We start from the raw sequence: 13,454 nt of genomic DNA on the forward strand, positions 1-13,454 counted from the left end.
AGGCCAGGACTCAAGCGCGGCGGATCATCGCCGCCGCCTTCTCCCCGATCATCACCGCCGGCGCGTTGGTGTTGCCGCTGACGACGCTGGGCATGATGGAGGCGTCGACCACGCGCAGGCCGTCGATGCCGTGGACCTTCAAGGACGCGTCGACGACCGCCATCGCGTCCCCGCCCATGCGGCAGCTGCCCACCGGGTGATAGACCGTGTCGACACGGCGCCGCAGCAGCGCCTCGATGTCGGCGTCGCTGTCGACACCCAGGCTCCACAGCTCCTTCCTCCAGAACGCCTGCATCGAGGGCGCCCGCATCAGATCGCGGGTCAAGCGGTAGCCCTCGATCAGCTCGCGCACGTCCTCGGGATCCTGAAGGAAGGCCGGATCGATGCGCGGCGCGGCCAGCGGATCGGCGCTGGCCAGCGACAGCGTGCCGCGACTGCGCGGACGGAGCAGGCAGACGTGGCACGAGAGGCCATGTCCCAGCCGCAGCTTGCGCGCGTGGTCCTCGACCAGCGCCACCACCAGGTGCAGCTGCACGTTGGGCGCCGGCAAACCCGATCGCGTCGAGAGAAAGCCGCCGCATTCGGCGAAGTTGCTGGTGATCATCCCGCGGCGCTCGCGGCGGAAGCGGCCGATCTCGCGCATCAGCCGCGCGCCGCCACGCGGCGACAGGCCGGCGAGGTCCAGGCTGTCGGACGCGTAGCCGAAGACGAAGTCGGGATGATCGTGCAGGTTGCGGCCCACGCCCGGCAGGTGGTGCGCCACGGGAATGCCCAGCGCCTGCAGCGTCGCGCCGTCACCGATGCCCGAGAGCATCAGCAGCTGCGGCGATTGGAGCGCGCCGGCGCTGACGATGACTTCGCGCGCGGCCCGCAGCGTGCGCTTCCGACCGTCCTGCAGCACCTCGACGCCCACGGCGCGCCGGCCCTCGAGCACGAGGCGCAACGCGCGCACGCCGATCTCGATGCGCAAATTGGGCCGCGAGTCCCGATGCGGTTGCAGGTAGCCGCGAGCGACGCTCCAGCGCTCGCCTTCGTGCTGCGTGACCTGGTAGGTGCCCAGGCCTTCCATCTCCGCGCCGTTGAAGTCGTCGAGCACCGCGTGGCCGCGCTCGCGCGCCGCGGCGCTCCAGGCCGTGTGGATCGGGCTGTCGGTCCTCAGGTCGCTCACGCGCAGCGGGCCGTGCCTGCCATGCCAGGGCGCGCCGAGCCGCGCGTTGCCCTCGGCCTTGATGAACCAGGGCAGCACATCCTCGTAGGACCAGCCCGGGTTGCCGGCGGCGGCCCAGGCGTCGTAGTCGCTGCGATGCCCGCGCGTGTAGACCATCGCGTTGATCGCGGACGAGCCGCCCAGCGCCTTGCCGCGCGGCTGGTAGCCGCGGCGGCCGTTCAGGCCGGGCTGGGGCTCGGTCGCGAAGCCCCAGTTGTTGACCCTCCGGGAGACCTGGATCGCGCCGGCGAAGGGCGTGGTCGTCACCCAGCCGTCGCCGCGTCCGCCGGCCTCGAGCAGCAGCACGCGGCAGCTCGCGTCCTCGCTCAGCCGGCTGGCCAGCACGGCGCCCGAGGAGCCGCCGCCGATGATGATGAAGTCCGCGTCGGCCCGCGCATCGGCCGAGGTCGGATCCGCGTGGGTACCCACGCGAGCGTCCGCTTGAGCGGTGGCCTGGGACATGTCCGCCTCCGCGTTCAGGAGATCTTCTTCAGCAGACCGAGCAGGCGGTCAAAGGTCTTTCCGTAGGGCGGGTGGAACAGCCGGGTCCCCGCGAAACGCGACTGCACGAAGACCGGCTTGAGCTTGCTGAAGGTGTTGAAGCCCCACACGCCGTGATACGCGCCCATGCCGCTGGCGCCGACGCCGCCGAAAGGCTGGTCCTCCTGGCCCAGGTGCCAGATGCAGTCATTGACCGTGACGCCGCCGGCGAGGGTCCGGGCGAGCACGTCCTCGCGCGCGGCGCGGTCGTCGCCGAACCAGTACAGCGCCAGCGGCCGGTCGCCCGCGTTGACGTGTGCGATGGCCTCGGACGCGTGGCCGTAGGGCACGATGGGCAGCAGCGGTCCGAAGATCTCCTCGCGCATCACCGCCATCTCGGGCGTGGTGCCCAGCAGCAGCGTGGGCACGAGGCGGCGATCGTCGGGATGCTCGTCGTGCGTGGGCATCAGCGTCGCGCCCCGGGCGCGGGCGTCGTCGAGCAGGCCGCGCAGCCGCGCGTGATGGCGCGCGCTGACGATGGCCGTGTAGTCCGGGTTGCCGGCGATGCGCGGATACAGGCGTCGCATCGCGGCGACGATCGCGTCGGCCAGCGGCCGGACCAGCTCCTGCGGGGCCAGCACGTAATCGGGCGCGACGCAGGTCTGCCCCGCGTTGAGCAGCTTCCCGAAGGCCAGTCGTTCGGCGGTCAGGGCCAGGTCCGCGCTGCGGTCGACGATGGCCGGCGACTTGCCGCCCAGCTCCAGCGTCACCGGGGTCAGGTGTTGCGCCGCGGCCAGCGCGACATGGCGGCCGACCGCGGTCGAGCCGGTGAAGAACAGGTGATCGAAGGGCAGCTGGGTGAAGGCCTTGCCGACCTCGGCGTCGCCGGTGATCACGGTCATCTCGTCCGGCGCGAAGTGCTCGGCCACGAGGCGCGCCATCAGCGACGAGGTCGCGGGCGTGAGCTCGGACGGCTTGATCATCACGCGGTTGCCCGCCGCCAGCGCGGCGAGCGCGGGCGCCATCGCCAGGTAGTACGGATAGTTCCAGGGCGAGACGATGCCCACGACGCCCAGCGGCTGCGGCATCAGCCGGTTGCCGGCGGGCAGGAAGTGCAGGGCGGTCGGGGCGCGCCGCACGGCGGTCCAGCGCTTGAGGTGGCGCAGCGCGTGGCGGATGCCGGACTCGACGGTGAAGAGATCGGCGAGCAGGCTCTCATGCCGCGAGCGATGGCCGAAGTCCTGGGACATCGCCTGGGCCAGCGCCTCGGCGTTCTCCGAGGTCATGCGCCGCAGCCGCTCCAGCCGGTCACGGCGACGTGCCAGCGTGGGCAGGCGCTCACGATCGAAGGCGATGCGCTGCTGCTCCAGCACGAGGTGCAGGCGTTCGTGCAGGGCGTGGTCCATGGGCGTCTCCCCGATGTTCTTGTGCGACCCCGGCAGGCTAAGCGCAAACGCGGCGTGGGGCCAAGCGAACTGACCCTGGAGTAGAGAGGGGCGACTAGGCCGCGTCTCGCTGGCGACATCCGGCCTCCAGAAACGACAAGGCCCGGCGCAGGGCCGGGCCTTGGGGCGAGGGCCGCTCGGAGCCCTCATGCCGGTCGGGGACCGATCAGAAGCGGTAGCCGACGCTCAGCGTCACGCCGTCGATCTTGGTCGAGTCCTTGTCGAAGTAGGACATGTAGTCCACCGCGCCATAGACCTGCTTGTTGAAGTTGTAGGCAGCGCCCACGCCCCACGCGAAGCTGTTGTCCTTGCCGGTGGCCACGGCGTTGCCGCCCGAGACCTTGATCTTCGAGTCGGCGAAGCCCAGGCGGCCGAACACTTCGAACTGGTCGTTGAAGGCGTACTTCGGCTTCACGAACAGGCCGTACGAGCGCGAGATCTTGACGGTGACGCCTTGCTTGGTGTCATCGCCAGCGCCGCCAGCCAGCATGGCTTCCACGGCGACGTTGGGGTGCAGGTCGTAGCCGACGAAGGCACGGATGGCGCCCGGCTTGAAGCTCGGAGCCACGTTGTCGTCCTTGACCTTGACGAAGGTGTAGCCGATGTCGCCGTAGAAGCCGGTCAGGGCTTGCGATTGGGCTTGGGCGGCGCCGGTGGCCAGCAGGGCGACCGCGGCGGCGATGATGATCTTCTTCATGACGTACTTCTCTCTTGGAATCAGCACCCGATCGGTGCGGGGTGCGAAAGGTAGCAAGGGTTTGCACCCGGTCCCCATGAAGGACGTCATGAACCAGCAACATTTTGTCGATTTAGTGGCGGGCTCGCGACGCCGTACGGTATCCCGCCGTCACCCGTCTCCCCCGTTGGTAGGGAGGTCCTCAAGGTGTCCGCCCACGTCTTGACGGGATCTTGACGCTCGGCGAAACCGCCCGTCGGCGACGCGAAGTACCGGCTCGCGGGCGCCAAGAAAAAAGCCCGGCCGAGGCCGGGCTTCGTGTCCTGGGACCAAGCGCGGGGGCGGGTCTTGCCCCGCCTCGCGCCGCGTCGTCAGGTCGATCTCAATGGCGGAAGTGACGCACGCCGGTGAAGACCATGGCGATGCCGCGCTCGTTGGCGGCGGCGATGACTTCCTCGTCGCGCATCGAGCCACCCGGCTGGATGACGCAGGCCGCGCCGGCATCGGCCAGCACGTCCAGGCCGTCGCGGAACGGGAAGAAGGCGTCGCTGGCCACGGCCGAGCCGGTCAGCGACAGGCCGGCGTTCTCCGCCTTGATCGACGCGATGCGGGCCGAGTCGATGCGGCTCATCTGGCCCGCGCCCACGCCCAGCGTCATGCCACCCGCGCAGAACACGATGGCGTTGCTCTTGACGTACTGGCCCACGGTCCACGCGAACATCAGATCGTCCAGCTGCTGCGCCGTCGGCTGCAGCGTGGTGACGACCTTCAGGTCGGCCTTGGTCAGGAAGTGGTTGTCGGCCGTCTGCACCAGCAGGCCCGAGCCCACGCGCTTGACGTCCTGCGCGTTGCGGCCCTGGTCCCAGGGGCGCGCGCCGCCGGCGGGCAGCGCGATCTCGAGCAGGCGCACATTCGCCTTGCTCGCGAAGATCGCGCGCGCCTCGGCGCTGAAGGACGGGGCCATGAGCACTTCGACGAACTGCTTGGAGACCAGCTCCGCCGCGGCGCGATCCACTTCGCGGTTGAACGCGATGATGCCGCCGAAGGCGCTGGTGGGGTCGGTCTTGAAGGCCTTGGCGTAGGCGTCGGCGGCGTTGGCCGCGACGGCCACGCCGCAGGGGTTGGCGTGCTTGACGATCACGCAGGCGGGCGTGTCGAAGCTCTTCACGCATTCCCAGGCCGCGTCGGCGTCGGCGATGTTGTTGTAGCTGAGCTCCTTGCCCTGCAATTGCTTGCCGGTGACCAGCGAGCCCGGCGCCGGGTAAAGGTCACGGTACAGCGCGGCGGTCTGGTGCGAGTTCTCGCCATAGCGCAGGTCCTGCACCTTGATGAAGCTGCTGTTCATCTGCGCCGGGTACTCGGCCTGCGTGCCGTCGTCCAGGCGCGCGCTCAGATAGTTGCTGATCGCGGCGTCGTACTGGGCGATGCGGTTGAACGCGGCGACGGAAGCCGCGAAGCGCGTCTTGTCGCTGGTCTTGCCGTCGGCCTTGAGCTCTTCCAGCACCTGGGCGTATTGCGACGCGTCGGTCAGCACCGTCACGTCCTTCCAGTTCTTGGCCGCGCTGCGGACCATGGCCGGACCGCCGATGTCGATGTTCTCGATCGCGTCCTCCAGCGTGCAGCCGGGCTTGGCGACGGTGGCCTCGAACGGATAGAGATTGACCGCCAGGATGTCGATCGTGTCGATGCCGTGCTGCTGGATGGCGGCGACGTGCTCGGGCAGGTCGCGGCGCGCCAGCAGGCCGCCGTGGATCTTGGGATGCAGCGTCTTGACGCGACCGTCCAGCATCTCCGGGAAGCCGGTGTGCTGGGCGACCTCGGTCACGGGCAGGCCGGCGTCGGCCAGCAGCTTGGCGGTGCCGCCGGTGGACAGCAGGCGCACGTTCAGCGCATGCAGCGCCTTGGCGAAGTCGACGATGCCGGTCTTGTCGGAGACCGAGATCAGGGCGGTGAGTTGTGCCATGGGGAGCTCTCTAAGGGGGATGCGGGGATTCGATGAGGGACGGCGTCGAAGCGATGCGGCGATCCGGGGGACAGGGGCAGACGGCTCAGATCAGCTTGTGCTCGACCAGCTTGCGGCGCAGGGTGTTGCGGTTGATGCCCAGCCACTCGGCGGCCTTGCTCTGGTTGCCTTCGCTGTGCTGCATGACGACTTCCAGCAGCGGCTTCTCGACCAGCCGGATCAGCATCTCGTGCATCGAATGCGGGGCCTCGCCGCCGAGGTCGCGGAAGTAGGCTTCCAGGTTCTCGCGCACGCAGGTTTCGATCGGTTTTGGCGTCATGCCGTCAGCCTTCTTTCTTGGTCTTCGTCTTGGTCTTGTTCATCGTTGGCCGCGTCCAGCGCGGCCAGGTACGGCAAACGGTCATGCTCGTCCGCGAGCGCGTCCAGCCAGCCGCTGAGCGCGTCCACCTGCGCCTCGCAGCTCTCCAGCAGATTCATGCGGCGGCGGAAGTCCTCGCCGCCGGGCAGCGCCCGCACCGCCCAGCCGATGTGCTTGCGCGCGCTGCGCATGCCGGTGAGCTCCCCATACAGGCTGTAGTGATCGTGCAGGTGCTCCACCAGCCAGCGCTTGGCGTCGGCGATGCGGGGGGCGGGCAGTTCCTCGCCGGTGGCCAGGAAGTGCGCGATCTCCGCGAAGATCCACGGCCGGCCCTGGGCGGCGCGGCCGACCATGATGGCGTCGGCACCGGTCGCGGCCAGCACCTCGCGGGCCTTGCGGGGGCTGTCGATGTCGCCGTTGGCGACCACGGGAATGCGCAGCGCGGCCTTGACCGCGGCGATGGTGTCGTACTCGGCCTGGCCGGTGTAGCCCTGCTCGCGGGTGCGACCGTGCACGGTGACCATGGCGATGCCGGCGGACTCCGCCGCGCGCGCCAGCGCCACGGCGTTCTTCTCGGCCTGGCACCAGCCGGTGCGCATCTTCAGCGTGACGGGGACCCCGCGCGGGGCGCAGGCGGCGACGACGGCCTCGATGATCTCCAGCGCCAGCGGTTCGTCCTGCATCAGCGCCGAGCCGGCCCACTTGTTGCAGACCTTCTTGGCCGGGCAGCCCATGTTGATGTCGATGATCTGGGCGCCGCGGTCGATGTTGTAGGCGGCGGCCTCGGCCATCATCGCGGCCTCGGTGCCGGCGATCTGGACCGAGATCGGCGCCGGCTCGCCCTCATGGTTGGCGCGGCGCGAGGTCTTCAGGCTGTTCCACAGGTCCTTGCGCGACGTGACCATCTCGCTCACCGCGTAGCCGGCGCCGAGCTTCTTGCACAGCACGCGGAAGGGCCGGTCGGTCACCCCCGCCATGGGGGCGACGAACAGGCGGTTCGGCAATTGGAAGGGACCCAGCGCGAGAGGGCCGGGGGTCGGCGTCGTCATGGAACGGGAGCGGGAACGGGGCGGGGTGGACGAGGTGCGGACCGGATGGATCTGCACAAAAAAGAGGCAGAAGTATACCGCTCCGGGGAGAACCGCCTCGCCCTCTCCCGGCGGGGCCGGTCAGGGCGGGGACTGCTTGCGCCAGTTCAGGAAGCCCTGCTCGACGAAGCGCGCCATGACCCGGTCCTGCGAGAGCTTGTAGACCGCGCGCGCCAGCCGGCCGCGCACCTCGGGCGTGTTGCAGCGGGAGCGGTGGGAGAGCGTCAGGTACAGGCCCTCGTGCGCGACGGCCGGCGTCAACGGCCGGATCGCGGGCCCCCCGTTGCGGGCGGCATAGGCCTCGGCCGGGGTGTCCTCGTAGATCATGTAATCGGCGCGGCCGCGCTGCAGCATCTGGATGGCCTGCTCGATGCTGGCCACCTGCGTCATCTTCAGCGACTGCCGGGCGTAGGTGTCGAACTCGACGCCGAAGCTGTTGTTGATCACGGTCACGCCCTGCAAGCCGCCCAGGTCGCTCCAGCGCTTGTAGGCGACCGGCGCGGCGCCGCGCGTCCACACCACGCTGCGGGTCTCGCGGAAGGCGGGGTGGAAGTAGTCCATGTACTCGGTGCGCGGCAGCGTGAAGAAGGCGCCGGCGACCAGGTCCACGCGACCGGCGCGCGCCTCCTCCTGCACGCGGCCCCAGGGGCCGACGTAGCGGGTCTCGATCGGGATGCCGATCTCGGCGGCCACCCACTGCATCAGGTCGGCGTTGGCGCCGATCAGCTTCTGCTCGTCGGCCGGGTCGCGCCAGAGGTAGGGCGGGTACTGCGGGTTGCCCGAGGCCACCAGCTGGGGGCATCCGGGAACCGGGGGCGGGGCGGCGGGTGCAGGGCTTGCCGGAGCGCCGGGGGGCGTCTGCTGCGACGGCGTCTGCGCCCAGACGGGCACCAGACCCAGCAGCGCAATCGTCGTGGCAGCAAGGCTGCGAAGAGACATTGGCGTCCTCGTTCGGATCGACTTTGGATAATCCCAGCATGGAAGCCTGGCTGCAACACATGATTCACCTGATGCTGGAGACCCTGGCGCTCCCGCAAGTCGGGCTCGGCGCGGTCTTCGTCATTGCCTTGATCTCGGCCACGCTGCTGCCGCTGGGCTCCGAGCCCGTGGTGCTGCTGCTGGTCAACGCGCGGCCCGACCTGTTCTGGCCGGCGATCCTGGTGGCGACCGCCGGCAACACGCTGGGCGGCGCCATCACCTGGTGGATGGGCTACGGCGCGGAGCGCGCCTACGAGGCCGCCGTCCACCACAAGCCGCGCGACCAGCGCCTGCTGGGCTGGTTGCGCCGCTTCGGCGCCAAGGCCTGCCTGCTGTCCTGGCTGCCCATCGTCGGCGACCCGCTGTGCGCGCTCGCCGGCTGGCTGCGCCTGCCGTTCTGGCCCTGCGTCCTCTACATGGCGATCGGCAAGTTCACCCGCTACGTCCTGATGACGGCGATCGGCATGTCGATCATCGGCTGACGCTCATCGCCGCCAACAGCGCCACTCGCGCTCTCCGCTCTCCGCTCTCCGCTCCCGCTCTCGCTCTCGCTCTCGCTGGTGTCCCCCTCTCCCGCTTGCGGGAGAGGGCAGGGGTGAGGGTCTTCGCGCCGTCCCGCGCGCTCCTCGCCCGCCGATCGCCTGGTAGCGCTTCCATTCCCCCTATCTCCGGGCCGCTCCGGATGGTTGCATTTGGTGAAGTGTCTTTACACTGCTTCACATTGCGAATCAAACAGCAACCGGCCCATGAACTCGATGACGCTGCCGATCGGCGGCACCGCTGCCGCGGCGCTCGACGCCCTCTCCGCCCGGCGGACACCGGCGCTCCAGCCGCTGCCCTGGCCCTCGCTGGGCGAGATCCTGGTGCATCTGAAGACCCGTCCCTCCAATTGCGGCCGAGTGCTGCGCATCGGCGCGGCGATGGCCTGGTCCCGTTTCTACCGGCGCGACTTCGAATGGCAGGTGTCGCCGCTGAGCCTGGCCGGCCCGCTCCTGCGCCAGCGTGGCGCCGGCGGTTTCGCCCCCCTCTACCAGGCCTTCGTCGACCAGCGCCACGGCATGCGCGAGCGCTTCCGCCAGTACCACCACAACCTGGTCGCCGCCGAGTCCTGGCTGGCCGGCGCCAAGGATGCGCTGCTGACCGACGGCCGCCAGGTGCTGCTGCGCCATGGCGACTTCTCCATCGACCTGGGCCTGAACGAGATCAGCCTGCAGGAAGGCCTGTGGTCGCTGAGCCTGCGTGACGCCGAGGGCCGGCGCCTGTCGATGCTGACCTTCTGCTTCGTGCGGGGGGGCGGATTGCTGGTGGGGTCGGTGCAGGGCCCCCGCATGGACGACGCCGAGGCGTTGAATGGCATCCGCGCCGCGACGCAGGCCTTCGAGGGCCTGCGCCCGCCCTATCTCCTGCTGACCGTGCTGCGTCTGCTGGGCCGCCAGTGGACGCTGCCGGTGGCCGGCATCGACCCGTCGTTGAAGGTCGGCGCGCGCCGCCGCCATCGGGGCTCGCCGCATGCCTTCGACTACCGGGGCTTCTGGGAGTCCAACGGCGCCGAGCGCCAGGCCGATGGCCGCTGGACGCTGCCCGACGAGGTCGGCGTGCGCGACCTGTCGACCGTGCCGTCGAGGAAGCGCGCCATGTACCGCCGCCGCGGGGAATGGCTCGACCAGGCCGCCGAGACGCTCCGCCGCGTCCTGCCGTCGCCGGAGCGCTGATCACGGGTCGGGCGGATCCGCCGGCGTCGCTCGCGGGACCGCCGCAGTGGCGCCCCGTACACGCCATTTGGGGGGAGCCGGGAGCGGTACCGTCACTGCCAGCACAATGCGCGGATTCCTCAGGAGACCCGCCCATGAGCACCGCCCCGAGCACCCCGGCCTACGAGGCCCTGCGCCAGCGCCACCAGCGCCTGCACCGTCTGAACCACCTGCAATCGATCGCGTCCTGGGACCAGTCGGCCTTCATGCCGGCGCGGGGCGCCCAGGCCCGCGCCGAGGCCCTGGCCGAGATGGGCGGGCTGCTGCACCAGCTGGCCACCGATCCCGAGCTGCGCCGCCTGCTCGACGAGGCCGACCAGGAGCCGCTGGACGACTTCCAGCGGGCCTCGCTGCGCGAGATGCGCCGCGTCTGGCGCTCGGCCAACGCGCTGCCGCAAAGCCTGGTCGAGGCCAAGTCGCTGGCCAATTCCCATTGCGAGCACGCCTGGCGCAGCCAGCGCGGCGCCAACGACTGGGCCGGCTACGTCGAGAACCTGCGCCCCGTCGTCCGTCACGCCCGCGAGGAGGCCCGCCTGCTCGCCGAGGACGCCGGCCTGAGCCGCTACGACGCGCTGCTGGACCTGTACGAACCGGGCATGCGCTCGGCCGAGGTGGACCGCGTCTTCGGCGATCTGCGCCAATGGCTGCCGGGCCTGATCCAGCAGGTGATGGCGCGCCAGGCCGGCGACACCGTCATCCACCCGCAAGGCCCGTTCCCCGCCGCCGCGCAGCGCGCGCTGGGCCTGGACGCGATGAAGCTGCTGGGCTTCGACTTCGAGGCCGGTCGCCTGGACGAGAGCGCCCATCCCTTCTGCGGCGGCGTCCCCGAGGACGTGCGCATGACCACGCGCTACCGCGACGACAGCTTCCTGCAGAGCCTGACCGGGACGATCCACGAGACCGGCCATGGCCGCTACGAGCAGAACCTGCCGCGCGAATGGCTAGGCCTGCCGGTGGCCAATGCGCGCTCGATGGGACTGCACGAGAGCCAGAGCCTGTCCTTCGAGATGCAGCTGGCGGCGCATCCCGGCTTCGCCGGTCTGCTGCAGCCGCTGGTGGAGCGCCACCTGGGCCAGCAGCGCGGCTTCTCGGCCGACAACCTGAACAAGCTGATGACGCGTGTCGCGCCGGGCTACATCCGCGTCGATGCCGACGAGGTGACCTATCCGGCCCACGTGATCCTGCGCTACGAGATCGAGCGCCCGCTGATCGAGGGCGAGATCGAGGTCGAGGACATCCCCGCGCTGTGGGACGCCAAGATGCAGGAGCTGCTGGGCCTGGACACGCGCGGCAACTTCAAGGACGGCCCGATGCAGGACGTGCACTGGGGCGCCGGCCTGTTCGGCTACTTCCCCTGCTACACGCTGGGCGCGATGTACGCCGCGCAGTGGTTCGCGACCATGCGCCGCGAGCGTCCGACGCTGGACGCCGACATCGCCCGCGGCGATCTGGCGCCGGTGTTCGACTGGCTCAAGGCCAAGGTGTGGTCGCAGGGCAGCCGCTGGGAAACGCCGGAGCTGGTGCGGCGCGCCAGCGGCGAGGCGCTCAATCCCGCGCACTTCCGCCGCCACCTCGAGTCGCGCTACCTCGGCTGACGCCCCCCGTCCGCTCGCGCCCGCCGTGTGCGGGCCGGGACCGACGGCGATCGGCGCCACCAAAGGAAAGGGCACCCCGAGGGGTGCCCTTGTTCCTTGCGCCGTCCGCGGTCTCTACCCCGCGTCGCGCTCCCAACGAGTCCAGGCGGCTCGCCGATGCTTGTGATCCGGCGCCGTCCCGCGGCGCGTCCGCGGGGTCAGGCCTTGCCTTGACCCGACTTGCGACGGCGGACCACCAGGCCCATCGCGCCCAGGCCGGCCAGCAGCAGGGCCACGCTCTCGGGTTCCGGGACGCTGGCGCCACCGGCGGCCGCGCCGCCGGCCGAGGCGATCACGCTGATGTTGTCCAGCGAGGTGCCGTAGCCGTCGCTCTTGCCGATCGAGCCGAAGCGCAGCGTCATGCCGCTGCCGGTGCCGACGAAGGTCGTGGTGAAGGTCTGCCAGGCGGTGTTGGTGTCCTGGCCGACGGTGCCGCCGAGGTTGCCGATGCCCCAGTTCAGGCCGTTGCTGTTGGCGCCCTGGTTGTCCGGACGCGCGGCGTAGTTGAAGGTCAGCGAGTAGGTCGTGCCCAGCACCGTGCTGATGACCTGGCTGATCCAGCTGTTGGTGGTCGTGTCCAGTTCGGCGAAGTTGGAGCCGGCGAACGCGGAGCCCGCGACGTTGTTGCGGATCTCCAGGCCTTGCGGGCCGACGGTCCAGCCGGGAGCCGTGTTGACGATCACCCAGCTGCCGCTGGCGACGGAGGTCGACTCGAAGCCGCCGTTGGTCACCAGATTGACGGGGGCGGCCATCGCGAACAGCGGGGCGGCGAACAGGGTAGCGGCGATCAGTCGTTTCATGGTGAAGGTTCCGTCTCGTGATTCGAAGGGCCCGGCGGGCGGGTCCGCGCAGAGTTCCTGCGCCTGTGTCGAATTGTTCGAGACCGGACTCCCCCTGCCATCCCCCTGGGCGCTGGGGACCGGGCGGCATTCCGTGACGGACCTCACGGGCCCGTCGACCTCGTGGGCGCTATGCGACCGCCTTTCGCGCGCGAGGGCCAGGGCTTGCGGCCGGGGCGCGGGCCGCCGTCCTTTTCGAGGCCGGGGAGACCTTCGCTGCCTTCGCGGTCGTGACCGCCTTGGGGGCCTTCTCGGCTTTCGCCGCTTTCGCCGCGTTCGGCGACTTGGCGGTCTTGGGGATCTTGGCGGCTGTCGTGGCGCGCGCGGGCTTCTCGGCCGGAGCCCCCTGGGCGGACGCCTTCGGCTTGGCGGCGGGCTTCGCGGTCCGACGCGCGGTCGATGCCGCGGCCGCCTTCGCGCGCTTGACCGGCGCCGCGGCCGGCGAGACCTGACCCCGCAGGGCGGCGACCGCCGCCGCCAGCGCGTCGACCCGGTCGGACAGTCGCGCGATGTCGTCCGAGGTCGGCATGCCCAGACGCGCCATCGCGCGCGCGACGCGGTCCTCGAAGATGGATTCCAGCTTGTCCCACTGCTGGCCGGTGCGGACGCCGACCTCGCCGGCCAGGTCGCTCATGCGATGCGCGGCGGACTGCAGGCCGGCCTCGGCCGCGCGGGCCTGGCGCTGCAGCTTGGCGGTCTCGGTGGCCAGGTCGTCCAGGACCTTGCCGCCCTCGCCCTGTGCCTTCGCGAAGGCGGCCAGCCCCGCGGACCAGATCTGCTGCGCCGATTCGCGCACGCGCTGCGCGAACGGGTTGTCGGACGCTCCGCCGGCAGGCCGCTCCGCCTCGCGGCCCTTCTTGCGGGTGGCCGTCTTCTGCTGCTTCTTCACCATGGGGGCGTTCCTTGTCGTCGGGGAGGGCGGGCGGAGCAAGCCGTCGCCGCCGTCGAGAACCGGACTATAGGGCGCGCGCCCGGCGCGCCGCTGACTCGGAACTGAACCGTGGGATCCGCGATCGGGGGTGCTACCCGGTCGGA

Annotated in this window: 12 protein-coding genes; 3 read left to right on the forward strand and 9 right to left on the reverse strand. The window is 70.5% G+C overall.

Going from position 1 to position 13,454, the window contains the following annotated elements:
- Positions 1 to 10: 10 nt before the first annotated feature.
- From MCHT01_RS01890 to MCHT01_RS01920, 7 genes are all read right to left on the reverse strand, one after another.
- Positions 11 to 1,669, reverse strand: a complete 1,659-nt coding sequence (locus tag MCHT01_RS01890) for a GMC family oxidoreductase (RefSeq protein ID WP_084451608.1) — start codon at positions 1,667 to 1,669, stop codon at positions 11 to 13.
- Between the two features lie 14 nt (positions 1,670 to 1,683).
- A complete protein-coding gene (locus tag MCHT01_RS01895) occupies positions 1,684 to 3,093 on the reverse strand; it encodes a coniferyl aldehyde dehydrogenase (RefSeq protein WP_067061603.1) in 1,410 nt (469 codons plus the stop codon).
- A 205-nt stretch (positions 3,094 to 3,298) separates the two neighbouring features.
- Positions 3,299 to 3,829, reverse strand: a complete 531-nt coding sequence (locus MCHT01_RS01900; protein WP_067061605.1) for a porin family protein — start codon at positions 3,827 to 3,829, stop codon at positions 3,299 to 3,301.
- Between the two features lie 361 nt (positions 3,830 to 4,190).
- Positions 4,191 to 5,771 carry a bifunctional phosphoribosylaminoimidazolecarboxamide formyltransferase/IMP cyclohydrolase gene (gene purH, locus MCHT01_RS01905; RefSeq protein ID WP_067061608.1) on the reverse strand — a complete coding sequence of 527 codons (1,581 nt, stop codon included), beginning with the start codon at positions 5,769 to 5,771 and terminating at the stop codon, positions 4,191 to 4,193.
- Between the two features lie 85 nt (positions 5,772 to 5,856).
- Complete coding sequence (locus MCHT01_RS01910) at positions 5,857 to 6,090, reverse strand: helix-turn-helix domain-containing protein (protein ID WP_067061611.1); 234 nt, start codon at positions 6,088 to 6,090, stop codon at positions 5,857 to 5,859.
- Complete coding sequence (gene dusB, locus MCHT01_RS01915; protein ID WP_067061615.1) at positions 6,087 to 7,178, reverse strand: tRNA dihydrouridine synthase DusB; 1,092 nt, start codon at positions 7,176 to 7,178, stop codon at positions 6,087 to 6,089. Before dusB ends, MCHT01_RS01910 begins: the two co-directional genes overlap by 4 nt.
- Positions 7,179 to 7,298: 120 nt before the next feature.
- On the reverse strand, positions 7,299 to 8,156 hold the full coding sequence (locus MCHT01_RS01920; RefSeq protein WP_084451610.1) for a substrate-binding periplasmic protein: 858 nt from the start codon (positions 8,154 to 8,156) through the stop codon (positions 7,299 to 7,301).
- A gap of 38 nt (positions 8,157 to 8,194) precedes the next feature.
- Between MCHT01_RS01920 and MCHT01_RS01925 the strand changes: the two genes are divergently transcribed.
- From MCHT01_RS01925 to MCHT01_RS01935, 3 genes are all read left to right on the forward strand, one after another.
- Complete coding sequence (locus MCHT01_RS01925) at positions 8,195 to 8,677, forward strand: YqaA family protein (RefSeq protein WP_067061621.1); 483 nt, start codon at positions 8,195 to 8,197, stop codon at positions 8,675 to 8,677.
- Positions 8,678 to 8,941: 264 nt separating this feature from the next.
- Positions 8,942 to 9,907, forward strand: a complete 966-nt coding sequence (locus tag MCHT01_RS01930; protein ID WP_067061624.1) for a DUF535 family protein — start codon at positions 8,942 to 8,944, stop codon at positions 9,905 to 9,907.
- 134 nt (positions 9,908 to 10,041) lie between these two features.
- Complete coding sequence (locus MCHT01_RS01935; protein ID WP_067061627.1) at positions 10,042 to 11,541, forward strand: carboxypeptidase M32; 1,500 nt, start codon at positions 10,042 to 10,044, stop codon at positions 11,539 to 11,541.
- Positions 11,542 to 11,738: 197 nt separating this feature from the next.
- Here the strand turns inward: MCHT01_RS01935 and MCHT01_RS01940 are convergent, their stop codons facing one another.
- Entirely contained in the window at positions 11,739 to 12,380 is a 642-nt protein-coding gene (locus MCHT01_RS01940; RefSeq protein ID WP_067061630.1) for a PEP-CTERM sorting domain-containing protein, read from the reverse strand.
- 169 nt (positions 12,381 to 12,549) lie between these two features.
- Positions 12,550 to 13,311: a phasin family protein gene (locus MCHT01_RS01945; protein ID WP_084451612.1), complete on the reverse strand. Its 762-nt coding sequence runs from the start codon at positions 13,309 to 13,311 to the stop codon at positions 12,550 to 12,552.
- Positions 13,312 to 13,454 lie beyond the last annotated feature (143 nt).

This window comes from Mitsuaria chitosanitabida ATCC BAA-476 = NBRC 102408, assembly GCF_001598255.1.
In the GTDB taxonomy this organism is placed as follows: domain Bacteria; phylum Pseudomonadota; class Gammaproteobacteria; order Burkholderiales; family Burkholderiaceae_C; genus Roseateles; species Roseateles chitosanitabidus.